At 37.7% G+C, this 22717-nt stretch carries 23 protein-coding genes and 1 pseudogene; 4 read left to right on the forward strand and 20 right to left on the reverse strand.

Annotated features, from left to right (window positions below; all coding sequences use genetic code 11):
- Positions 1-4: 4 nt before the first annotated feature.
- The 5 genes and pseudogenes from FUA48_RS01265 to mraZ all read right to left on the reverse strand — a co-directional run bounded on the left by FUA48_RS01265 (position 5) and on the right by mraZ (position 5170).
- Positions 5-1468 (reverse strand): UDP-N-acetylmuramoyl-L-alanyl-D-glutamate--2,6-diaminopimelate ligase, encoded by a 1464-nt coding sequence (locus FUA48_RS01265; protein WP_168196924.1) that lies wholly within the window; start codon positions 1466-1468, stop codon positions 5-7.
- Complete coding sequence (locus FUA48_RS01270) at positions 1465-3474, reverse strand: penicillin-binding protein (RefSeq protein WP_147581750.1); 2010 nt, start codon at positions 3472-3474, stop codon at positions 1465-1467. The genes FUA48_RS01265 and FUA48_RS01270 overlap by 4 nt, the downstream gene beginning before the upstream one ends.
- A gap of 16 nt (positions 3475-3490) precedes the next feature.
- Entirely contained in the window at positions 3491-3811 is a 321-nt protein-coding gene (locus tag FUA48_RS01275; protein WP_147581751.1) for an FtsL-like putative cell division protein, read from the reverse strand.
- 3 nt (positions 3812-3814) lie between these two features.
- A pseudogene (gene rsmH, locus FUA48_RS01280) lies at positions 3815-4722 on the reverse strand (16S rRNA (cytosine(1402)-N(4))-methyltransferase RsmH).
- The gene (gene mraZ / locus FUA48_RS01285) at positions 4697-5170 is read right to left on the reverse strand and encodes a division/cell wall cluster transcriptional repressor MraZ (protein WP_147581752.1); all 474 of its coding nucleotides are present in this window, start codon (positions 5168-5170) and stop codon (positions 4697-4699) included. Before mraZ ends, rsmH begins: the two are co-directional and overlap by 26 nt.
- A 405-nt stretch (positions 5171-5575) precedes the next feature.
- Here mraZ and FUA48_RS01290 point away from each other — a divergent pair, with 405 nt between their 5' ends.
- Together FUA48_RS01290 and yihA are read left to right on the forward strand one after the other, a co-directional pair.
- On the forward strand, positions 5576-6337 hold the full coding sequence (locus tag FUA48_RS01290) for an alpha/beta fold hydrolase (RefSeq protein WP_147581753.1): 762 nt from the start codon (positions 5576-5578) through the stop codon (positions 6335-6337).
- A 119-nt stretch (positions 6338-6456) separates the two neighbouring features.
- Positions 6457-7077 carry a ribosome biogenesis GTP-binding protein YihA/YsxC gene (gene yihA, locus FUA48_RS01295; protein WP_147581754.1) on the forward strand — a complete coding sequence of 207 codons (621 nt, stop codon included), beginning with the start codon at positions 6457-6459 and terminating at the stop codon, positions 7075-7077.
- Here yihA and FUA48_RS01300 read toward each other — a convergent pair whose 3' ends face one another.
- From FUA48_RS01300 to gldB, 3 genes are read right to left on the reverse strand one after another with little or no spacing between them, the layout of a single operon-like run.
- Entirely contained in the window at positions 7078-7542 is a 465-nt protein-coding gene (locus tag FUA48_RS01300) for a GNAT family N-acetyltransferase (protein WP_147581755.1), read from the reverse strand.
- A 32-nt stretch (positions 7543-7574) separates the two neighbouring features.
- Complete coding sequence (gldC, locus tag FUA48_RS01305) at positions 7575-7916, reverse strand: gliding motility protein GldC (protein ID WP_147581756.1); 342 nt, start codon at positions 7914-7916, stop codon at positions 7575-7577.
- Positions 7916-8878: a gliding motility lipoprotein GldB gene (gene gldB, locus FUA48_RS01310; RefSeq protein WP_147581757.1), complete on the reverse strand. Its 963-nt coding sequence runs from the start codon at positions 8876-8878 to the stop codon at positions 7916-7918. The genes gldC and gldB overlap by 1 nt, the downstream gene beginning before the upstream one ends.
- A 96-nt stretch (positions 8879-8974) precedes the next feature.
- Between gldB and nadE the strand changes: the two genes are divergently transcribed.
- Positions 8975-9778 (forward strand): NAD(+) synthase, encoded by an 804-nt coding sequence (gene nadE, locus FUA48_RS01315; RefSeq protein ID WP_147581758.1) that lies wholly within the window; start codon positions 8975-8977, stop codon positions 9776-9778.
- An 86-nt stretch (positions 9779-9864) separates the two neighbouring features.
- Positions 9865-10494, forward strand: a complete 630-nt coding sequence (locus FUA48_RS01320) for a response regulator transcription factor (protein ID WP_147581759.1) — start codon at positions 9865-9867, stop codon at positions 10492-10494.
- Positions 10495-10610: 116 nt separating this feature from the next.
- Here the strand turns inward: FUA48_RS01320 and dnaG are convergent, their stop codons facing one another.
- From dnaG to rlmN, 12 genes are all read right to left on the reverse strand, one after another.
- Positions 10611-12590: a DNA primase gene (dnaG, locus tag FUA48_RS01325; protein WP_147581760.1), complete on the reverse strand. Its 1980-nt coding sequence runs from the start codon at positions 12588-12590 to the stop codon at positions 10611-10613.
- Between the two features lie 74 nt (positions 12591-12664).
- Complete coding sequence (locus FUA48_RS01330; protein ID WP_147581761.1) at positions 12665-14086, reverse strand: SDR family oxidoreductase; 1422 nt, start codon at positions 14084-14086, stop codon at positions 12665-12667.
- Between the two features lie 95 nt (positions 14087-14181).
- Positions 14182-14679, reverse strand: coding sequence for a hypothetical protein (locus FUA48_RS01335; protein WP_147581762.1), 498 nt, complete (start codon positions 14677-14679; stop codon positions 14182-14184).
- 43 nt (positions 14680-14722) lie between these two features.
- A complete protein-coding gene (locus FUA48_RS01340; RefSeq protein ID WP_147581763.1) occupies positions 14723-15385 on the reverse strand; it encodes a response regulator in 663 nt (220 codons plus the stop codon).
- The gene (locus FUA48_RS01345) at positions 15378-16148 is read right to left on the reverse strand and encodes a sensor histidine kinase (RefSeq protein WP_147581764.1); all 771 of its coding nucleotides are present in this window, start codon (positions 16146-16148) and stop codon (positions 15378-15380) included. The genes FUA48_RS01340 and FUA48_RS01345 overlap by 8 nt, the downstream gene beginning before the upstream one ends.
- An 86-nt stretch (positions 16149-16234) precedes the next feature.
- Positions 16235-16888, reverse strand: a complete 654-nt coding sequence (locus FUA48_RS01350; RefSeq protein ID WP_147581765.1) for a hypothetical protein — start codon at positions 16886-16888, stop codon at positions 16235-16237.
- Positions 16889-17550: 662 nt separating this feature from the next.
- The gene (locus tag FUA48_RS01355; RefSeq protein ID WP_147581766.1) at positions 17551-17865 is read right to left on the reverse strand and encodes a hypothetical protein; all 315 of its coding nucleotides are present in this window, start codon (positions 17863-17865) and stop codon (positions 17551-17553) included.
- A 192-nt stretch (positions 17866-18057) separates the two neighbouring features.
- A complete protein-coding gene (locus FUA48_RS01360) occupies positions 18058-19095 on the reverse strand; it encodes a hypothetical protein (RefSeq protein WP_147581767.1) in 1038 nt (345 codons plus the stop codon).
- 32 nt (positions 19096-19127) lie between these two features.
- Complete coding sequence (locus FUA48_RS01365; protein ID WP_147581768.1) at positions 19128-19820, reverse strand: hypothetical protein; 693 nt, start codon at positions 19818-19820, stop codon at positions 19128-19130.
- The gene (locus FUA48_RS01370) at positions 19807-20367 is read right to left on the reverse strand and encodes an RNA polymerase sigma factor (protein WP_147581769.1); all 561 of its coding nucleotides are present in this window, start codon (positions 20365-20367) and stop codon (positions 19807-19809) included. Before FUA48_RS01370 ends, FUA48_RS01365 begins: the two co-directional genes overlap by 14 nt.
- A 148-nt stretch (positions 20368-20515) precedes the next feature.
- Positions 20516-21493, reverse strand: coding sequence for a polyprenyl synthetase family protein (locus FUA48_RS01375; protein WP_147581770.1), 978 nt, complete (start codon positions 21491-21493; stop codon positions 20516-20518).
- A 90-nt stretch (positions 21494-21583) separates the two neighbouring features.
- On the reverse strand, positions 21584-22636 hold the full coding sequence (gene rlmN / locus FUA48_RS01380; protein WP_129752285.1) for a 23S rRNA (adenine(2503)-C(2))-methyltransferase RlmN: 1053 nt from the start codon (positions 22634-22636) through the stop codon (positions 21584-21586).
- Positions 22637-22717 lie beyond the last annotated feature (81 nt).

Here is a 22717-nt window from a genome sequence, read left to right on the forward strand (position 1 = left end):
TCGCTTATTTGTTTAGTTCTTTTAAAATTTCCTTTACTGTTTTCATATCATCAAAATCATGACGAACGCCATTTATCTCCTGATAGGTTTCATGGCCTTTTCCCGCTATAAGAATGATGTCGTTGGGGTTGGCAAGCTGACAGGCAATTTTTATAGCCTGTTTCCTGTCTACAACCGCCAGGGTCTTTTTATAATTATGAGGCTCTACGCCTTTTTCCATATCCTCGATAATCGCTTCCGGCACTTCACTCCTCGGGTTGTCCGAAGTAAAAATGGCTTTGTCACTCATTGCCGAAGCTATATTTGCCATTACCGGACGCTTCATTTTATCTCTATCACCTCCGCAACCCACAACAGTTATAAGCTGTTCGTTACGGGTTCTTATATCTTCAATCGTTTTTAGAACATTTTCAAGCGCATCAGGTGTATGGGCATAATCTACAATAGCTGTTATTTTAGAATCGGATACCACAAACTGGAATCTACCCGATACACTTTCCAACTCACTCATAAGGCGAAGCACTTCTATTTCCTCAAGCCCTAAGTTGATGGCAGCAGCATAAATTGCCAAAAGGTTATAAGCATTAAATGTCCCAATAAGCTTAACCCATACTTCCTGCTCATTTATTTTAAGCAACAATCCTGTAAACTGGCTTTCCAGTATCTGTGCCCTGTAATCTGCATAGGTTTTTAAGGCATAGGTAAGCTTTTTGGCTACCGTATTCTGCAGCATTACTAAGCCGTTCTTGTCGTCTATATTAGTAAGTGCAAAAGCCGATTTAGGAAGCTTGTCAAAAAAGGATTTCTTAACATCCCTGTATTCGCTAAACGAACTGTGATAGTCAAGATGATCGTGAGACAGGTTTGTAAAAATTCCCCCAACAAATTCAAGCCCCTCAGTTCTCTTTTGATGAATACCGTGTGAGCTCACTTCCATAAAACAGTACTCAACACCCGCTTCCTCCATTTCCTTTAAATACCTGTTTATGGTAAGGGAATCAGGAGTGGTATGTGTCGCCTTATATTCTTTATCGTCAACCAGTATTTTAACTGTAGAAAGCAATCCGGCTTTATAGCCTGCTTTTTTAAACAGCTGATACAGTAATGTTGCAATAGTGGTTTTACCATTAGTACCGGTAATACCTACCAGCTTAACATTATGCGACGGATTACCATAATAATTAGCTGCCATAAAAGCCAGTGCCTTGTTGGCTTTTTTAACCAACACATAAGTAACATTTCCTATAAGCTCATCAGGAATCTCTTCGCAAACTATTGCCACAGCTCCCTGGCTTATTGCCTTGTCTATGTATTCATGACCGTCTGAAACTGTTCCTTTTATGGCTACAAAAACATCTCCCTTGCCTACCAGGCGGGAGTCGAACTCTATTTTGTTTACAGAAATATCCGTAGAACCCTTTACGGCTTCAATAGAGGTTTTGTATAATATGTCTTTTAATACCATCACGACGATAATTCCAGTATTATGGTTTGATCTTTAACATAAGGCTGTCCCGGAGCCACCGATTGTTTTTTTACTCTTCCTGTGCCAATTACCTGAACCTTAAGCCCCATATTACCTAAAAGTGCCACAGCATCCATACCACTCATACCAAGTGTATTAGGTATTGACTTATATTCTTTTTGTGCCTTAGTATAATAAGACGCATACAAATCTTCCTGTTTCTTAACCTGCCTGTCAAGGTTATCAATCTGGTTTGTAGAAGGCACATCGGTAAATATCTTTTGTGCTATCCTTTTAAATACCGGCCCAGATACGTCGGCTCCATAATACCCTTTATTGATACTTGGCCTGTGTATTATCACTATGCAGGAATATTTAGGGTTGTCTGCAGGGAAATAACCTGCAAATGATGATGAATAATACATTCCGTCATCTCTACCCTTACCCTTACCGTAGTTTACCTGTGCGGTACCTGTTTTTCCTGCCATGGAAAAATCTTTTGAATACAGTTTTGAACCCGTACCCTTTTTTACCACATTTTCAAGAACCGCTTTTACCTTATCTATTGTCTCCTGAGAACATATCTTAGGATTTATTACTTCTTTATCAAACTTTTTAATGGTCTTGTTCCATTCTTTTATTTCCTGAACAAAAAGTGGCCTTACCATTTCGCCATCATTAGCTACTGCATTATAAAGAGCTAGTGTTTGTAATGGCGTCATAGACACTTCATAACCAAATGCCATCCAGGGAAGCGATAATCCCGACCAGGACTTATCTCCAGGTTGTGGTATTTTTGGCCTGCCCTCACCCTTAATGCATACCCCAAGCCTTTTGTTTAACCCAAAGCTGTTAAGGTGATCTACAAACTGTTGCGGATTATCTTTATAATTATCATAAATAGCCTGCGCCATTACTGTATTAGACGACAACTCAAATCCTCTAGCCAGCGTTATTTTGCCATAACCACCTTTATGGGAGTCACGTACTTTTCTTTTATAATAGGTTACTACACCGTCGTGGGTATCATACACCTGGCTGGTATCTACTTTTTTATCTTCAAGAAGCGAAATCAAACCTGCAAGCTTAAATGTAGAGCCCGGCTCTTGCGATTCGCCCACTGCATAGTTAACTGTTTCGTAGTAAGAACCATCATTAGCCCTACCTAAGTTAGAAATCGCCCTAACATAACCGGTTTTTGTTTCCATTACCACCACACAACCGTGATCTGCCTCATAGTACTCTAACTGCTTAAGCAGTGCGTGGTGTGCTATATCCTGTATATACACATCTATTGTAGATACAATATCACAACCGTCTATGGGCTCTATCTCATTCTCATCACTTATTGGCTTCCACTGGCTTTTTGCAATCTTCTGCATCATCTGCCTCCCATCCTTACCATCAAGATATTCTGCAAAAGCACCTTCTATACCTACTTCACGTTCATTACCATGATGATCCAGCCTGTCATATCCAATAGTCCTTTTTGCAATCTTTCCTATAGGATGCTCCCTAATAGTACGTTGCTCGGTAATAATACCTCCCTTATAAGCCCCCTTATTAAAAAGTGGAAAGCTTTTAAGGCGCATATACTCTGTATAGCTAAGACCTTTTGCAATAAACAGATACCTGTTTTTATTATTACGCGCCCTTTTTAGCTTCTCATAATAGAAAGAAGACGAGTTCCCGAACATTACCGAAAGGGAATCTGCCAACGGACGAATATTTTCATTAAAATCAGTAAGCTTAGGCGCCAACGCATCAAACCTTATATCATAATTAGGTATGGATGTCGCCAAAAGACTTCCGTCAGACGAATATACATTACCCCTGTTTGCCGGTATGGTAATTTCCCTAACTGTACGCTCTTTAGCCAGTTCACGGTAATATTCCCCTTCTACCCACTGTATATTGGTAAGCTTTACAACTACAAGAATAGCCATCACAAAAATTGCGAAGGCTACCAGGTATATTCTGTAAGAGATATGTTTGTCTTTATTACCCATCTCCTTTGTTGTTGTATTACTCTTCCGTTTTATAAACCTTTATTTTCTTTGGCGGAACCGATGACGGGTAAATCCCTCTCAATTCCATTTTTTTAGAAACTGTGGATTCCATTTTCAATTCCATCAGCTCCGAGCGCATATCTACAAATTCCGAACGCAGCTCTTTAACCTCATCTTTCAGATCAGCAATCCTGTACAGTTTTTGTATATAACTGTGTCCGTTTGCAATCATAAGCATAGCCACCAAAATGAGGTACACTATAAAGAGCCAGTTTTTCATAGACCCTTCATCTACCAGATATTTCGCTTTTAATAAACTATATACCCCGCCTTTCATACCTTATACTTTTTCTGCTATCCTCAGCTTTGCACTTCTTGCTCTGTTATTTACTTCAATTTCTTCCTCCGTAGGCACTATAAGCTTCCCTATTGCCTTAAAAGGAACTTCAAAGTTCCCGAACATATCGCGCTCAGGCTCTCCCTCAAACATTCCGTTTCTTATAAAGCGCTTAACCAACCTGTCTTCCAGCGAGTGGTATGAAATCACACTCAGTCTCCCACCCGGCTTAAGCACCTCTAAGGTTTGCTCTAAAAATTCCTTTAACACATCTATCTCCTCGTTCACCTCAATACGTATAGCCTGATAGATTTGCGCAAGTATCTTATTACTTTTATGAGCCGGCAAAAATCGACCTAATACCTTTTTTAAGTTCATCGGTACTTTTTATCGGATTTTCCTTTCTGGCATTCACTATAGTACTTGCCAAAGCACCTCCGTTTTTAAGCTCACCATACTCAAAGAACATTTTTCTCAGCTGCTGCATCATATTCATTCACCACATTATAGGCACTTACCGCTCCTTTCTGATTCATCCTCATATCCAGTCCGGCATCAAAGCGGGTAGAAAATCCACGCTCTGCCACATCAAACTGATGAGAAGAAACCCCAAAATCGCCAAGAACACCATCTACCTCCTTAATACCATAAAACCTCAGGTATCTTTTTAAGAATCTGAAGTTTTCGGGAATCAGCGTAAACCTGTCATCCTTTATTATATTAGCCTGAGCATCCTCGTCCTGATCAAAAGCAAACAGCTTTCCGTTCGGGCCAAGCCTCCTCATTATTTCCCTGGAGTGCCCGCCGCCACCAAAGGTGACATCCACATACACTCCGTCCGGTTTTATGTCGAGTCCGTCCACAGTTTCTTTAAGCAAAACCGGATTATGATATTCCATCGTCATCATCATTTAAATTCCCCATTACTTCTTCTGCAAGATCAGCAAAATCAAGAGCCGTATCGTCTATTGATTTTTCATACTTATCTTTGTCCCAAATCTCCACAATGTTAACCGCCGAAGAAAGAACAATCTCCTTATCGATACCCGCAAAAGCAACAAGGTCTTTTGATATCAATAGCCTTCCGGCAGCATCTATCTCCACAACCTTAACTCCGGCAGTAAACCTTCTGATAAAATCGTTATTCTTCTTCACAAAACGATTCAGCTTATTTATTTTCTGCATCATTTTATTCCACTCTTCCATCGGGTACAATTCAAGACATGGCTGAAAAACCGAACGTTTTAAAACAAAACCATCTTCAAGACCGGCATGCAGTTGCTTCTTCAAAGGAGCAGGAATCATCAGCCTCCCCTTCGAATCTACCTTACATTCATATGTCCCTACAATGGTATTCAAGCAGTTACGTTTTGGATTGTTTTATAGCAAATATATGGAAATATTTACCACTTATTACCACTTTCTACCACTTTGTTAATAAGTTTTACCCACTTTACCACCACCACGGGAGAATTAAGTCAGTAAGCTGATTTCTAATGTTTAAATAAATTTTAGATTTTAGAAAAATATGATGAGAATATTTTAATTTTTTAAGATAACTTAACATTCAGAATGAAAAAATTTAAAAACCTGAAAAAAGAATAAGTTTTTAACATTTTCAATTCAAAATCAAGTGGTTATGTAGTAAAAATAGCACAAACAAAAGCCTGCATATAAAATATGCCCGCATAGCAAAAAATTAGTCGCATATATTACCTATAATATTATATATTTGTGCATATTTGAAATTGTTACAAATCTAACATGCATACCACCAAGAAAGAAGGTAAATACAGTTATTTTGAAGCCGGTGAAGGCACCCCTATCATTATACTACACGGACTTATGGGAGGCCTTAGTAATTTTGACGGTGTTGCAAAATACTTCCCTAAAGAAGGCTACAAAGTTGTTATTCCTGAATTACCCATATACACACAAAGCATTTTAAAGACCAATGTAAAAGCCTTTGCAAAATGGGTAAAGGACTTTATTACATTTATGGGATTTGAAAGGGTAATATTGCTGGGCAACTCTTTAGGAGGCCACATTGCACTTTACCATACCAAAATGTATCCTGAAAAAATGCTTGGCCTTATTATAACAGGAAGCTCAGGCCTTTATGAAAGTGCTATGGGCGACAGTTACCCAAGAAGAGGCGACTACGATTATATTAAGAAGAAAGCCGAAGATGTATTTTACGACCCTGCGGTTGCCACTAAAGAAATTGTAGATGAGGTTTTCCAAACGGCAAACGACAGGCTTAAGCTGATAAAGACATTAACCATTGCCAAAAGCGCCATTAGGCACAATATGGCTGCCGACTTACCTAAGATGCACGTACCTACCTGCATTATCTGGGGAAAGAATGACAAGGTTACACCTCCGGAGGTTGCAGAAGAGTTCCATTCATTATTACCAAACTCTGAGCTATACTGGATAGACAAATGCGGACACGCTGCTATGATGGAGCACCCGGATGAGTTTAACAGGCTAATGCACGAATGGCTTAAAAAAGCCTCTATTTAAGTAAACAAGATAATGACCGGCCAGTCCGGACTTAATATAAGCCACGAATTACACCCGTTCACTTATTTATATTTAAATTTGTGAAGTTTTGTGTAATTCGTGGCTAAAAAATTTTAAAGATGAAGATAGATACTGCCGAATTTGTTATCAGTAACTCCGATGTAAGCAAATGCCCTAAAGAACCCCTTCCTGAATATGCTTTTATAGGAAGGTCTAATGTTGGGAAATCATCACTGATAAACATGCTTACCAACAACAAGAATTTGGCAAAGACTTCAGGTAAGCCCGGAAAAACACAGCTAATAAACCATTTTAAAATAAACAGCAACTGGTTTTTAGTGGATTTACCCGGATATGGTTACGCTAAAGTATCCAAGAAAACAAAACAGATTTTTCAGAAATTCATTACCGAATATTTTGAACAGCGCGAACAGCTGGTTTGTGCGTTTGTACTTGTAGACATACGGCTTGAAGCACAAAAGATAGATCTTGAATTCATCAATTACCTGGGAGAAACACAAGTACCTTTCTGTATTATTTTCACCAAGGCCGACAAGATAAGCCGTGTAAAAATAGACCAGCATGTAGCAGCATACAGAAAACAGCTACTGGCAAACAACTGGGAAGAAATGCCTGATTATTTTGTAACCTCATCTACCGAAGGTACAGGCCGTGATACATTATTACAATATATAGACGATGTAAACCAGTCTATTTTCAACAACAGTGACTTTGTATAACTACAGTAGCTTTTCCATAAAATAATTGGTTAGCAACTGTCCGTCACGCTCTACCCTTTGTTCTTTCATAACGGCATAACCATGCTTTTCAAAAAAAGGTTTTGCTGTTATTGATGCAGCTACGGTTATCCTTTGCATTTTGGCATCCAGGGCATACTTTTCTATTTCCTCTTTGATAAAAGTTGCAATACCCTGTCCCTGATAATCTTTATGCACAAAAAGATGATCAAAGTACCCCGCGGCATCTATATCACCAAAACCCATAATAACACCTTCCTTTTCTACGATAATGGTATAGTTTTGAGAAAGAACCCTGTTCCATCGCTCAAAATCTAAAACGGCAGGTGCCCATGCCTTGAGCTGTTGCGGAGTATAATCTTTTTTATTTACCGAGTGTACAGTATTATAAAAAAGGCTAACTACCTCGTTACAATCTTCCTGCTTATATAAACGTATTGTATACATAAATAAAAAAAGCGGCCTAAGCCGCTCTATAATTAGTCTTTTTTAAGTTCCAGCTTTTCGGCAAAATAATCGCAGAAATCCCTCATGGTTTCACTCATTTTCTTATCTCCTGTTGCGCGCTCAAAAGTATGCGACATAGATACCAGAGTCTGGTGAAAGAAAACCTTCATTTCATCAACAGGCATATCTTTAGTCCAAAGGTCAATACGCATGCTCTCCTGGTTATTGCTGTCCCATACAGAAAGCATCATCGCTTTAGACTCCTGATTAGCAACACCCCCGTCACGTGCAGTCCAGTGCAGCGTTTCTGGCACCCTGTTTTCATCAAGCTCTACGTTTATTTTTATTTCAGATTTAAGTGTATTCTTAGACATTATTTTTTGGGTTTGTATTTAGAATTATCAAATATTGTTTTGGCGTCTGTTTCCAAAAGTTGCTGCAAAGTTACATCTTTATTATTTTCCATGTACGCCCTTACAATCTGCCAGCCTATCCACACACCAAGCCTGCCGGGCGATTCGTTATCAAGTTCCAGATAAAACTTAGAAAAAGGAGCCGGATTCACAAAACGGTCTGCAAGTTTAGCATTAGTATCAAACAAAACTTTGTTCTCTACAAAATAACGCCATATCTCCGACTCGTTTTCTTCAGCCCATGCTTCCTGCTCTTCGGTATATCCCATCTTTGCAGCATCTGTAGCATTTGGAATCAACAAATCCTTTAAGTAAAGCTCCTTACCGAAATATGTAATAATAGAAAGGAATGTCCTGTCCTTTGGAGCTGCAATATATCCGGGAGCAAAAGACGACACAACATCCGGTACTATTTGGTTAGGCTCAAAAGTCTGTACCTGATAACTTGGCAAGCCGTCGTATAATTTATTATCCTTGCCTAAATAAAGATTAATCGGTATTGCCACTACTTCCGGCGAGTAAACAGCCCTTTGGTTTTCATCGTCAGATATTATGGTAAATACTTCCGGCACATTTACCTCAGGAAAATAATATTTCATGTGTTGAAAAAGTGAATGCATTTCATCCTGTAAAGCATCCATATTAGGATAAACTTTATCGGTTTCTTCTTTTAGCTGACGCATAAAAGGATCGTTCATATTACTAACCCAAACAGAATCGGGGTAATTTTGAGGAAAAAAGAACGGATAAGCCTGTTTCAGCTTTGGCAAATCTTCAGGCTTACTGTTGTAAAACACATCGTCAAATCGCACTATCTTAACCTCTCCCACATCAATACCGGCAATAGCAGCCTCGGCCTCATTTTTATCATTACATGAAATAAAAAGCAACGGAAAAAGTAAAAACAGGAAATATTTCTTCATAATTTGTCTTTGTATTAAAGTCCCGGCTTGGGATTATTTACTTTTATAAATTATTTTTGTGCAAATATACATTACTAAACCAAATACTGAGTAATCATGGCAACCCATAAATTTAAAACCGAAACCGTTAACGAATATATTGTAAAATGGCTGCGCGACTATGCAGCTAACGCAAAAGTTAAGGGTTTTGTTGTGGGAATATCCGGTGGTATAGACTCAGCCGTCACCTCAACACTGTGTGCACAAACCGGCCTGCCTACACTATGCGTAGAAATGCCCATACATCAGGCAAAAAGCCAGGTAAGCCGTGGCAGGGAGCATATACAGCAGTTAAAGGAGCGTTTTGATAATGTATCTTCGGCAGAGGCCGACCTCACACCGGTTTTTGAAACTTTTAGAAAGGAAGTGCCTGAGACCGACAATCAGTACCTGCAGGACTTAACCCTTGCCAACACAAGGGCACGACTAAGGATGACTACCCTTTATTACTTTGCAGGTATAAACAGTGCGCTGATTGCAGGAACAGGAAATAAGGTTGAGGACTTTGGCGTAGGCTTTTTTACCAAATATGGTGATGGCGGTGTAGACCTTAGCCCTATTGCTGACTTAATGAAATCGGAAGTACGTGAACTTGCTAAATACCTTCAGGTTCCACAAAGCATTATTACTGCAAAACCTACCGATGGCCTCTTTGGTGATGACCGAAGTGACGAGGACCAATTAGGAGCCAGTTATGATGAACTGGAATGGGCAATGCGTGAGGCCGAAAAAGGAAGAAAGCACGACGAGTTTGAAGGAAGGGAAAAAGAAGTTTTTAACATTTATTTAAGACTCAATTCCATAAACCAGCATAAAATGAACCCAATACCGGTTTGTGAAATTCCGCCAAATTTGAAATAAAATTCTTTCATTCACAATACTTTAAGATTTTAATAAGATTTTAATTGCTAACTTTACTGTAGGTTTTAACTCAAAAAATAGCAATTATGATTAAACTATGCTTAGCGGATAATCATCCTGTAGTACACTATGGAATGAAAGCGTACTTTAGCGAAAATCCGGAAATCAGCTTTGCAGGGGTGGTAAACAATCTTGACGGCCTCATGGATGTATTAAAAAAGAAGACTGTTGACGCCGCCATTATTGACCTGGAGTTAGACGGACTAACGAGTATAAGCTCGGTAAAATCTCTCGTAAAAGATTATCCCGAAACCAAGATTATAATTTTTACTAATCTTGCTGAGCAAATATATGCCCCTAATGCCCTAAAAGCCGGTGTTTCTGCCTACGTGCATAAAAATGCCAAGATGGAAGACCTTGAAAATGCCATTAAAAGAGTTGTTAAGGGAGAAGTTGTTTTCAGCGAACTGGTAAAGAAAAATCTTGCGCTTCTCAACAAAGGAAAAAAATCGGAAAGGCTCTACAGAAAACTATCTTCCCGTGAAATTGAAGTACTGCGTTATCTTAGCGAAGGAAAAAAGAACAAAGAGATTGCAAAGCTGCTTGACCTGAACGAAAAAACAATAAGCACTTACAAACTAAGACTGCTTACAAAACTGCACGTTACTAACTTAGTAGACTTAGTAAACAAAGCTAAAACCCTGGAAATAGTTTAACCCCCACTAAAACATATTTACAAAGGAACCCACAACACTACACCCACCCACAAACCACCTTATAACATACCGAAATAAAAAAGGCAACCTTAAAAGCTGCCCTGATATTGTATTACCTATGTGGTACGTATTCGTTCAATACGTTTAAGTACGTTTCTGTTAAGTTCGGTGTAATCCATTATATCCTGCATAACATCTCTGTTGTCTGCCTCAGGTTCCGGTCTTACCTGCGTCATAAGCTCATGAATCAGTTTTTTGATAAGTCGGGACCTTAAATCAAAAATAATCTGTGTCACGTGTTCCTCTACAGTCATATCCTTCATCTTAACAGGTATTTGCTGCTTATCTTCCCATCCGCTAAGGAGATATTTATCATCTTCCATATAAATATCTGACACCAGCCCCTGCAGATCAACTGAGAAATTATTAATGAAGTTTTCCTGTTTGATTTCCTTATTAAGATATATCTCAATCATCTGCTTTAAAAGCGCACTAAAGGTAGGTTGAGTAAATTCAATTTCATCTTCCTGCAGGTTCAAGTAAATCCATTCATATACTTTACAGGCTTGTACTTCAGTAAAAGTGACCTCTTCACCGTACTCGTCGAACTTCGTGTATATGTTCTTAAATTCACACTCCATATCGCCATAAAGCTGAAGTGCTTTTACAATTTCATATTCAATACCCGAAAGATCGTCTGCACTTTGTTTTACTTCCGGCATTTCCTCAACCACAGGCTGCATTGCTTTTGCCTTTTGCTCTTCTTTTTGCTTTTTACCGGCATCAGTAATATCCTTTTGCACTAACTGAGCCAGTGTACTTACCAGCACCTGCTCTGATATATCCATAATACGGGAACATTCCTGTATGTATACCTCACGCTGAATCCTATCTGGTATTTTAGAAATACTGGTTACTATATCCCTTATAAGGCCTGCTTTTTTTACCGGATCGTTTTGCGCTTCATCCATAAGTAATGAAGCCTTGAACTGTATAAAGTCTTTAGCGTTACTGCTTAGGTATTCGGTCAGTTCCTCATAAGATGATTTCTTAGCAAAACTATCAGGGTCTTCCCCATCAGGAAAAGTACACACCTTAACGTTCATGCCTTCTTCAAGGATAAGATCTATACCTCTTATCGAAGCCCTAAGACCGGCAGCATCGCCGTCAAAAAGTACGGTAATGTTTTTGGTAAGCCTGTTTATAAGGCGTATCTGATCGGGCGTTAAGGCAGTTCCCGATGAAGCCACAACGTTTTCTATACCCGCCTGATTTAGCTGTATAACATCGGTATAGCCTTCTACAAGGTAACAGTTATCCAGTTTTGCTATAGATTGTTTGGCATGATAAATACCGTACAGCACTTTGCTTTTATGGTAAATATCACTTTCCGGAGAGTTAAGGTATTTGGCTACTTTTTTATCGTTAGTCAAAATACGACCACCAAAACCTAAAACACGGCCCGACATACTTTGTATAGGAAACATAACGCGTCCACGGAATCTGTCTACATTCCTACCGTCTTCCCTAACTATAGTTAGTCCGGTTTTATCAAGATATTCCAGCTTATACCCTTTACCCAGGGCTTCTTTGCTAAATGCATCCCATTCTTCAGGGGAATAACCCAATCCGAATTTTTTAATTGTTTCAGATGTAAACCCTCTTTCCTTAAAGTAAGAATAGCCTATAGCCTGCCCCTCATCTGTATTTAATAGTGTACTTTGAAAATATTTCTGCGCAAATTCAGAAACCAGGTACATACTCTCCCTTTCATTAGCTTCCTGCTTCTGTTCCTGAGACTGCTCAGTTTCCTCGATTTCTATGTTGTATTTTTTTGCCAGATAACGGATTGCTTCCGGATACGAAAAGTGTTCGTGTTCCATTAAAAAAGCAACTACGTTACCTCCTTTACCGGAGCTGAAATCCTTCCATATCTGCTTCACCGGAGATACCATAAACGAAGGCGACTTCTCATTACTGAAAGGACTAAGTCCCTTAAAGTTACTACCGGCACGCTTTAGGTTTATAAAATCACCTATAACCTCCTCAAGGCGAGCAGTCTCAAATACAGTATCTATGGTACTTTGTGAAATCAAGGTTTGGTCAAATATTAAAGGGGTGTAAAGTTACAAAGAATTGTAACCAAACTTAAAGATATAAAATATCTTTATTATTCCTTCGCCACCAAGCTGTCTATCATTCCGTTAAAAATGAAATAGTGAAAAGGCAGCACAGAATACCAGTACAACCTGCCCCACAAACCTTTAGGCCTAAAAACAGCGCGTTGCCAAAGCTTACCCTTTTCTATCCTGAATTCCAGCCAGGCTTCACCCGGTAATTTCATCTCCGCATAGAGTAAAAGACGTTTCTCTTCTCTGTTGGCAAAAAGTACGCGCCAAAAATCGAGCGCATCGCCCGGTTGTATTTTAGAAGGATGGGTCCTTCCCCTTCGCAGTCCCACACCACCAAACATCTTATCAAGAAACCCTCTGGCCTTCCATAAAAAGTCTCCGTAATACCATCCCGTATAACCTCCTAAAGCCCATATCCTGTTTAGCACCTCTTCTTCATTATCAACTTTGCGTGATTTTATATCCTTAAAACAACCATATTTGGGAATGGTAATGTATTTAGAGATCTTTTCACTAAAACGCCCGCTTACAATAGAGTCTTTCCAACTTGAAAGTATAGCGTCTTCCTCTATTTTCTGAAAAGCTTTCTCCACTGCTTCCCTATATGTTATGGGATGGACATTCAACATCTCACCAAGATTATTAGAACGGCCCACAATGGTTATTTTCATACTATCCACAAGAGATGCTGCCAGCTTAAAAGTTGTGGAGGTAACAAAGTACAACCAATAGGATGACAATTTAGGCGTCATTACCGGAAGGGTGATGATATAGCGCTTAAGTTGGCGTACTTCAGCAAAAATGAGAAGCATTTTTTTATAGGTCAGTATTTCGGGACCATATATATCATAATTGTTATTGTAAAGCCTTTCATCTCCTGCAGCTTTAGAAAGGTAACTTAACACATCCCTTATGGCTATGGGCTGTGTTTTTGTATTAAGCCACTTAGGAGTGACCATGACAGGAAGTTTTTCAACCAAATCCCTTATAATCTCGAACGATGCGCTGCCACTTCCTACAATAATTCCTGCCCTGAAAGCGGTTAAGGCATATTTACCCCCGCCCAGCGCCTGTTCTACCTGTTTTCTGGATCGCAGGTGTTTGGATAGCACATCTTCGTTTACAATACCGCTTAAATATATAACCTGTTTTAATGAAGTATCCTTTACATAACTGATAAAGTTATAGGCACAGGCAAGTTCCTGCTTTTCAAAATCTTCTGAAGCCGACATAGAGTGCATAAGGTAATAGGCCACCTCTATATCCTGTGGAATTTTCACACCTGTGGAATAAACCAGAAAATCGACTTCGACAAATGTTATGGAGTCCTGATCTTTAAACTGTTCGGGAATTCTGTTAAGATCTCTTACACAACACACCAGTTCATGGCCTGCTTCCAGCAAAAACGGAATAAGCCTTTTACCTATATAACCTGTTGTGCCTGTTACAAGAATTTTCATGGTGTAAGAATAGTTCTTATAAAGTTAGTTACAACTTTATAAAAACACCCTATAAACAGTTGTTATTTAATTACTAAAAAGCAATTAGGTATGCCCTATTCCGAACTCATAGTATATCCAGAATACCGTTCTTTGAACCAATCTTTCTCTTTTTTAATTTCTGAGGAAGAAAGCTCGGAAATCACATAAAAAGAATTATCTAAAAGCATAAAAAAATCAATATCTTCTTCATGACAGATAGTAATCATTTTAATAAGATTACTGTATTTTGACCCTTTAGCAAAATCAAACCTTACACCATTAATTGTATCACTGGTATTCGCTAATGTATGAATTAACTCTCTGGCTTCTTTAAACTTATCTTTATTTCTTTCTTTATCAGCATCAATAATATAAGTGGCATACTTCCTCTCAAAAGGAAGAGGGTATGGCCAATATTCACGATTCGGATCTATCATTGCTAAATTTAGACATCTGTCATCACTAAACATATCCGCATTATACATATAGGCATAAGCTAGTGCCGGAAGCAGTAATACTACTGCACCCAAACCTGTAAAATAACTAAACCTTTTACTCCTAAAACGCCCCATAGACCTATAGATTAGTTATTTAAAGATATAAAAAAGCAATGAATTAACTTAAATCTTCCACATCCAGCAGATTGTGCTTTAGGGCAAACACTATAACACCAATAAAGTTCTTGGCTCCCACTTTATTAATCATCCTCTGCCTATGGGTTTCTACAGTGCGCTGATGGATAAAAAGTTCTTCGGCTATTTCGGCAGAGCTTTTTCCCCGGCAGATAAGACGAATAACCTCCTTTTCCCTGTCACTTAAAAAATCACTGTCGGGTTGCAGTTCGTTTCCTCCCTGCTGAAACAACATAAGATCTTTTAGTACCGACCCTAATTCAGGACCCAGATAAAAACCGGTAGTATTTAAATTACGGATTGCCAACTCAAGCTGTTCCGGCTCCGAATTTTTAGTAACAAAGCCATGTGCACCACTTTGCATTACGTGCCTTATGGTCTCTTTGCTTGATAGTTGCGATATCATTAATATCTTAATGGTATCGTGAGTATTAAGTACTTTTCCACAAAGCGTATAGCCATCCATTTCAGGCATCTGAATATCAAGAAGAGCAATATCAATATCCTTATTCTCTTTAAGGAAAGAAAGGAAGTCTTTACCGCTATCACTTTCATAAACCACCTCAACCCCCTCAAGAGTACCTAAAAGGGCTGCAAGGCTTTTCCTGAAAAGCTTATGATCGTCTACAAGAGCTAACTTAAGCATTGTTTACATTTTTTAGTGTTATGGTAAAACGGTTACCCGTTTGCCTTTCTTCTTCCTGAACTATAATTCCGCCTACAGCATGCAGGCGTGAATTGATATTTTTAAGTCCGCTGGCATTTGGCTTCATCAGGTTCTCCTTAAAATTAAACGGAGTTCCGTCATCTGTTATATCAATAGCCAGGACTTCTTTATTTAAAGCTATATTTATATCACATTTAGAAACGTTGCCATACTTAACCATATTTGTGGTTAACTCCTGTAACACCCTAAAAAGCTGATACGCTACCGATGCCGGTAATGCTAGTGCTCCGTTAGATGTAACCTCAAAATAAATTTGGGCTTTTGCCCCTATACCTTCAAGATAACCTTTAAGCGCGGGCACAAGCCCTTCTGTTTCTAATAGCGGCGGCATAAGATTATGCGACACGGCACGCGTATTCTGCAGGGCAGCATCTACCCCTTCGCGAATCTCATCAAAAATCTCTTTGTTTTCCGATTCTTTTTTTGCCAGTACACTCAGGTAGTTTTTAATAGCACTTAAATCGCCTGACACCCCATCATGAAGATCGGCGGCTATACGTGCCCTTTCATTTTTCTCACTTTCAAGACTTACTTTAAGCATGTTTTCGGCTTCCTTACGTTTCATCCTAAAGAAATGCCTTTGATAAGTCACAACAATAAACAACAGCCCAAATGCTAAAAACAGCATTATAGCTGTACCGATATAAAATAAAGATACTACTTCTTCCCCCGTTCCCTTCATAGTGTGTGTATTCTAACATTACAAAGCAGATAATTGCTTTGTACCCCAAAAATACAATAATAATCGTGTATTTAACACAATTTTAATTACGGCTTTCTCTCAGTTCCTTTCCAAACACCTATTATTATCATAATATACATAACAATAAGTCCACCAACAAAAACTAACCAATTAGTTTCAGAAAGACCTGTTATTATTTTTAACTGATCAAACAATAATGAGATAAAAAACCCTCCGGAAAAATAGATTATCAAACCGCTTATAAAATAAAAAGACGGAATTATCAATAATGAAGTCATCTCATTATTAAACAAATCTTTAAACCAAATAAACGATGAAATAAAAACAAAGAGTAATATAGGCACTAAAAGATAAGCCTCTAAAGTCGTATGAATATTATATTCCCAATAGTATAGTATAATCAAAAAAACAACTATTACAATAAACATAGTTGCTTTAAAAAAGTACATATATCTTAAACCTAATAACTCCCTAAAAAAGTACCAGAGGGCTAAAAACTCCAAGAAAGTATATGCTGTAAACCAATATGCAGATGGAATTCTCAAAAAACTCGTAAAAATAAGCTCATAAAAAGCACCTATAAATATTAACCACAAATAAGGCCTTATCGCTAGCATTTCGTCCTTAAAACAAGGATTAGTTTTTCTAAAGAAAGTTATTGTCAATGGACTAAAAGCCAAAATTGTACCGATTAAAGGAAGTATCTCTTTTATATTCATTTTTTTCCGGTCCCCTTCCAAACCCCTATTACCATCATTATGCGCATTATATAACTAACCATTATATAAATTACCCAGTACTTTTTAAAAAGGCCTGTTATTATTCTTAAATCATATATTAACAGAGAAACAAATACACCTACAGAAAAATAAATCATAAGACCATTTGTAAAATAAAAAGCGGGGGTTTTCCATATAGGCACTAAGTGTGTTTTCTTAAAAAGCAATTTATAATATAGAAAAACACATACGAATACAAATAATGATATAGGAACATATAAATAACCTTCGAGTTTTGAATGAAATTCAATACTCCAATAATATAAAGTAATTAAAAAAGCTGTCAGTACTAAAAGAAAGGAGATGTAAAAAAACCTTTTATAGTTACCAATAAGAATTCTGCTAAAAAAATACCACAACATTAAAAATTCCAGCAAAGTATAAGCTGTAAACCAATATGCGGTTTCAATCTTTAATAGAATTGAAAACACCAATTCGTAAAAGCTACCTAAAAAGAGTAGCCACAGATAAGGCTTTATTGCAAGTAAATCTATTTTATAAGACTTAATTATTTTTCTAAACCTTAAAAAAAATAATGGTAATGCAGATATAGCGAAAGCTCCGTAAATAATATAATCCTGCATTACCATTTTTCAGATCATTTAAAGAGATAAAGGGCTATTAATATCACAAATACTTGGACATGGTACCATTCTATCTAAGATTTTACCATCGGTCATGTCTTTACATTCTGCATTTACTCCTACTAAAACAAGGGTTTCTTCTCCTCTTGTTTTATCTAATGCACGATAAATACGAATACCCATACAGCCTTCCTGAGCCAAAAGCTCCTGAAGTTTCTCTGCTCCTAAATAATAACATTTGTGTGAAGACGGAAAATCGTTTTGAAAATCATGGGCTAATATCTTTGCCTCGCTAAGGTCGATAAATTCTCCGGTGTGTCTGTCAATTGGCATAACTATTTAAATTTTAGATTTACTATGCAAAACTAACAATAATGGTTTTTATTATTGCAATTACGTAAAAATACATTTTACAATTGTGGAAAACACGTAACCCTGAGCGCATTACGAAATTGTTAAGCATAAAAAAAGGTGTCCCTAAAATTGGAAACACCCTTTTTGAAGTACAAAACTAACCCTAATTTTTTAATTAATATCAAATCTTATGCCAAGTGATAAATTGTTTTGATCAACATCATTATTAGCAAAAATTGGCTGCAAATCATACTTTGCATAAAGACTTACCTGTCCGTAACCTACATAAGCACTTAATCCATAAGTAGTATCGCTAACATTGTATTCACCTCTTAACCTGTCTTTTACCTGGTGGCCGTTAGCATCTTCATATTTAAGAATCTGCTTCTCTTTAACGTTTACCCCTACATAGCCACCTATACCTATCTTGAAGCTATCATATATAGGATAATAGGTATGAACGTCGCCAACTTTCTTCTTTGTAAAATCAAACTCCAGGTGTACGGGTATAACAAGATTTACATATCTAAGGCGTGCTACGTCAATGTTTAGTCCGCTATCTGCAAGTACAGTTTTATCTCCGTTTGTTACAAAAATCTTATCGTCATCCGGCCTTAGGTTATTGTATTGTAACGAAAGTCCGTACTTGGCATGTAAAAGATTATTATTTTTTAATAAACGGCTGTTAAAAACAATACCCCATTCATAGAAATCTGATCTCCATTTAAAGTTATCATTGTCCATTTTGCCGTCTACCATCATACGGTTTACACCTAAAGCAAACAGAAACTGAGAAGTGGTTCTCCTGAAATCAATGCTATGAATGGTATCGTTCTTACAATCAGAATTTTTACCCTTATTATAATTGATAGAAAAAGTGCTAGAACTTTCTTCTATATTACCGTCTACCCTGTCCTGAACAAGTTTATCAAGCTTTTCTTTTTCTACCGCTACACGGGCTTCAATATTATTTGCCCTCTTTTCAGCAAGTTCAAGTTTCCTTTTATCTGCTTCCTCTTTTGTTATCTCATCTTTTTCCAGCAGCATATTTACAGCTTCTACTTCAATTTTAAGAGAGTCTTTCTCCTCTTTAGAAATATCTGCTATACTGGTAGATATATCTTTTGCCCTGCGCTCAAATGTCTGCGCATTTAATTTGGTGGCAATAAGGCATAGTAATGCCATTACATAAAAAGTAATTGTTTTCATGTTTAAATTATTTTAGTATTGGTGTTATGATTTTATTCTCTGTTCCTGTTTACAACAGTAGTTTTTACAACATTGTAGTTTTTAGTTACTGTTTGCCATACTTTACTCCTAAAGTTATTCTCAAGCTCACCTTCAACTTCCGAAAGTAAAGAGTTGGCACTAACTTTTACTTTAGTTTGCTGAGAGGCACTCATGTTGTTCATTGTTTCGGCTAAAAGCGCTTCTGCTTCCTGATCCGGACTCAGGTTTTCAGCAAGCATTTCTGTCTTAACTACATCAACAACAGTAATTGTAGTATTTTGAGGAGCAAGTGTATTTATTACCGGCTCTTGTTTTTTTGTACCTGTATGTTTTTTTACAGTTGTTTTTTCTATACTCGCTACTGTGGTATTACTAATTTCGCCAGCATCTTTAAACTCCTGCTCCTTAGTATTTATCAGAGTGGTAGACTCTTTAAGGCTTTCTTTGGTTTCCGGAGCAACAACAACTGTATTGGTACCATTATCAATTATCTCTTCTGTTTTTTGCTGATTTAAAAAGAACGTCCCGGCAAGGATAAAACCCAAAAAACCTGCTGCCACATACATCCATCTGTATTTTGGGGTTTTCTTCTTCTCAGCAACCGAAAGCATGGCATCCAGCCTGTCCCACGCCATCTCCCCTGGCTGAATTGTTCTTTTATTCAGCTTTTCCTTTATCTCTTTTTCCCACTTATTCGGTTCCATTTGAATAATTTTTTTGTTTGTTAATCTTCTCCTGAAGCATCTTTCTTGCATGCGATAACTGCGACTTGGAAGTGCCTTCATTAATCCCCAGCATTTTTGCTATTTCCTGATGTTTGTAGCCCTCTATCACATAAAGGTTAAAAACCATTTTATACCCTTCAGGCAAAGCATCAATCATGCATTGAATATCATCTGCCGAAAGCTGACTCTCAATAGTATCAGCCGTACTTTCAACATAATACTCATCTTCAAGAAAACTTATTTTTTTCTGTACTCTTAAATAAGAAATACATTCGTTTACCATTATCCTTCTTATCCACCCTTCAAAACTTCCTTTATGCTCAAAGTTTTTAAGATTTGTAAAAACCTTCATAAAAGCCGTTATCATAATATCTTCGGCCTGCTGCAGGTCTTTTATATATTGCCTGCACACCCCCAGCATTTTGGGCGAATACTTAGAATATATCTTATGCTGGGCATGTCTGTTGTTTTGCACTGCCTGCATGATAATTTCCTTTTCTTCCTGATGTAAGGCAATTACTTTCAAAGCTCTGGTTATTTGGTTGTTTGTTTAGGCGTGGTTGTTATTTAACCGACTTCTATTAACATAGACGAGAAGCGTTGCAAAATAGTTGCATGAAGGTAGAAAAATTTTTAATTTATTTTTCAATTAACTGAAAAACAATACATTAAAATTATATTTTTCTTTCAATAACGTAGTTAACCATTAAGGTAAGTGCATCTTTGTAAGGAGATGAAGGATAATCTGAAAGCAACATTAAGGCTTCCTGTTGGAATTCTGCCATTTTTTGCTCTGCATAATCAAGGCCTTTATGCTCCTTTACAAAAGCGATAACCTGCTTTACACGCTTTTTATCCTTATTATGGTTTTTAATGGAGTTTATGAGCCACTTTTTCTCTTCCTTAGAACAGGTATTGAGAACATATATAAGCGGTAAAGTCATTTTCTGTTCCTTAATATCTATACCGGTAGGCTTACCAATGGCATCTTCGGTATAATCAAAAAGGTCATCCTTTATTTGGAAAGCCATACCTATAAGCTCCCCGAATTTTCTCATTTTCTCTACATGCTCACTTTCTGGATCTACAGAACAAGCCCCAAGCGAACAGCAGGCTGCAATAAGGGTAGCCGTTTTTTGACGGATAATTTCATAATACACCTCTTCGGTAATATCAAGCCTGCGTGCCTTTTCAATTTGTAGTAGCTCCCCTTCGCTCATTTCGCGAACAGCCACCGAAATTATCCTTAATAAATCAAAATCGCCATTATCTATTGATAATAACAAACCTTTAGACAGCAGGTAATCGCCTACAAGAACCGCAATCTTATTTTTCCATAAGGCATTAATAGAGAAAAAGCCACGGCGTTTATTACTGTCGTCCACAACATCATCATGAACCAGTGTTGCCGTATGGATAAGTTCAATTACCGAAGCTCCCCTGTATGTCCTTTCGTTTACATTGCCGTCACTAATCATTTTAGCAGTAAGAAAAACAAACATAGGTCGCATTTGTTTTCCCTTACGGTTAACTATATAATATGTTATCCTGTTAAGCAGGGCAACTTTAGAAGACATGGATTCATGAAACTTTTTCTCAAAAAGTTCCATTTCCTTTAATATGGGTTGCTTTATCTGTTCGGTGATTTTCATCGCACATCAAAAGTAAACAAAACACAATTAACACCCAACAACATAATTGCAACTTTAATAATTTATAAGACAATTAAAAAAAACCACAGTTTACACTGCGGCTTCGTTTTTATTTGCCAGCTGCCCACAGGCAGCATCTATATCTTTACCACGGCTTCGCCTTACTTTTACAACAATGTTGCTTTTTTCCAATGCGGCAATATAATCATCTATTGCCTGTTGTGGTGCCTGCTGAAATTCACCATCGTCTATCGGATTGTATTCAATAAGGTTTACTTTACACGGTACATATTTGCAAAACTTAACCAGTGCATCTATATCGCGTTTGGAATCGTTTATGCCTTTCCAAACCACATATTCATAAGTTACACGGCTTTTGGTTTTGCTGTACCAGTATTCCAGCGACTCTCTTAACTCCTTTAAAGGGAAATTTTCACTAAAAGGCATAATCTTACTCCTCACCTCATCTACCGCAGAGTGCAGCGAAACGGCAAGTTTAAACCTTACCTCATCATCGGCAAGCTTTTTTATCATTTTAGGAATACCCGAAGTAGAAACTGTAATTCGTTTTGGCGACATGCCCAAACCTTCGGGAGAGGTAATTTTATCAATAGCCTTAATAACGTTATTATAGTTCATTAGAGGCTCACCCATACCCATAAATACGATGTTAGATAAAGGCCTGTCATGATACAGTCGGCTCTCGTTATCAATAGCCGCAACCTGATCATAAATCTCATCTGGGTTAAGGTTTCGCATACGCTTAAGTCTCGCAGTAGCACAAAAATTACAGTCCAGGCTACATCCTACCTGACTGGACACACAGGCAGTAGTCCTGGTTTCGGTAGGTATAAGCACCGATTCAACCACTAAACCATCATGAAGGCGAACGGCGTTTTTAACGGTACCGTCGCTACTCTTCTGCATTTGATCTACACGAATATGATTAATTACAAAGTTATCCTCCAGCATTTGCCTTGTAGCCTTAGCCACATTGGTCATATCATCAAAACTGTGTGCGCGTTTACTCCACAGCCATTCATATACCTGATTGCCGCGAAATGCCTTATCTCCATTGGCTACAAAAAAATCACGTAACTGTTCCTTTGTAAGCGCCCTTATATCTTTCTTTTGCGTTTGCATGGCGCAAAGTTAGCAAGTATTAATTAAAAAAATTAGCCCTTAACGAATTAAGGGCTAAAAACTTATTTTTTATAATACAAT

The sequence above is a fragment of the Flavobacterium alkalisoli genome (assembly GCF_008000935.1).
GTDB classification, from domain to species: domain Bacteria; phylum Bacteroidota; class Bacteroidia; order Flavobacteriales; family Flavobacteriaceae; genus Flavobacterium; species Flavobacterium alkalisoli.

What these genes read in the sequence shown, in the direction of transcription:
- nadE (WP_147581758.1), top strand. Translation starts at nt 8,975, where the DNA reads ATGGCAACCCATAAATTTAAAACCGAAACCGTTAACGAATATATTGTA.
- FUA48_RS01335 (WP_147581762.1), bottom strand. Translation starts at nt 14,679, where the DNA reads ATGGGGCGTTTTAGGAGTAAAAGGTTTAGTTATTTTACAGGTTTGGGT.
- gldB (WP_147581757.1), bottom strand. Translation starts at nt 8,878, where the DNA reads ATGAAGAAATATTTCCTGTTTTTACTTTTTCCGTTGCTTTTTATTTCA.
- FUA48_RS01345 (WP_147581764.1), bottom strand. Translation starts at nt 16,148, where the DNA reads ATGAAGGGAACGGGGGAAGAAGTAGTATCTTTATTTTATATCGGTACA.
- FUA48_RS01350 (WP_147581765.1), bottom strand. Translation starts at nt 16,888, where the DNA reads ATGAATATAAAAGAGATACTTCCTTTAATCGGTACAATTTTGGCTTTT.
- FUA48_RS01355 (WP_147581766.1), bottom strand. Translation starts at nt 17,865, where the DNA reads ATGCCAATTGACAGACACACCGGAGAATTTATCGACCTTAGCGAGGCA.
- FUA48_RS01270 (WP_147581750.1), bottom strand. Translation starts at nt 3,474, where the DNA reads ATGGGTAATAAAGACAAACATATCTCTTACAGAATATACCTGGTAGCC.
- FUA48_RS01360 (WP_147581767.1), bottom strand. Translation starts at nt 19,095, where the DNA reads ATGAAAACAATTACTTTTTATGTAATGGCATTACTATGCCTTATTGCC.
- FUA48_RS01320 (WP_147581759.1), top strand. Translation starts at nt 9,865, where the DNA reads ATGATTAAACTATGCTTAGCGGATAATCATCCTGTAGTACACTATGGA.
- FUA48_RS01290 (WP_147581753.1), top strand. Translation starts at nt 5,576, where the DNA reads ATGCATACCACCAAGAAAGAAGGTAAATACAGTTATTTTGAAGCCGGT.
- FUA48_RS01330 (WP_147581761.1), bottom strand. Translation starts at nt 14,086, where the DNA reads ATGAAAATTCTTGTAACAGGCACAACAGGTTATATAGGTAAAAGGCTT.
- FUA48_RS01300 (WP_147581755.1), bottom strand. Translation starts at nt 7,542, where the DNA reads ATGTATACAATACGTTTATATAAGCAGGAAGATTGTAACGAGGTAGTT.
- gldC (WP_147581756.1), bottom strand. Translation starts at nt 7,916, where the DNA reads ATGTCTAAGAATACACTTAAATCTGAAATAAAAATAAACGTAGAGCTT.
- FUA48_RS01340 (WP_147581763.1), bottom strand. Translation starts at nt 15,385, where the DNA reads ATGCTTAAGTTAGCTCTTGTAGACGATCATAAGCTTTTCAGGAAAAGC.
- FUA48_RS01375 (WP_147581770.1), bottom strand. Translation starts at nt 21,493, where the DNA reads ATGAAAATCACCGAACAGATAAAGCAACCCATATTAAAGGAAATGGAA.
- FUA48_RS01365 (WP_147581768.1), bottom strand. Translation starts at nt 19,820, where the DNA reads ATGGAACCGAATAAGTGGGAAAAAGAGATAAAGGAAAAGCTGAATAAA.
- rlmN (WP_129752285.1), bottom strand. Translation starts at nt 22,636, where the DNA reads ATGCAAACGCAAAAGAAAGATATAAGGGCGCTTACAAAGGAACAGTTA.
- FUA48_RS01275 (WP_147581751.1), bottom strand. Translation starts at nt 3,811, where the DNA reads ATGAAAGGCGGGGTATATAGTTTATTAAAAGCGAAATATCTGGTAGAT.
- yihA (WP_147581754.1), top strand. Translation starts at nt 6,457, where the DNA reads ATGAAGATAGATACTGCCGAATTTGTTATCAGTAACTCCGATGTAAGC.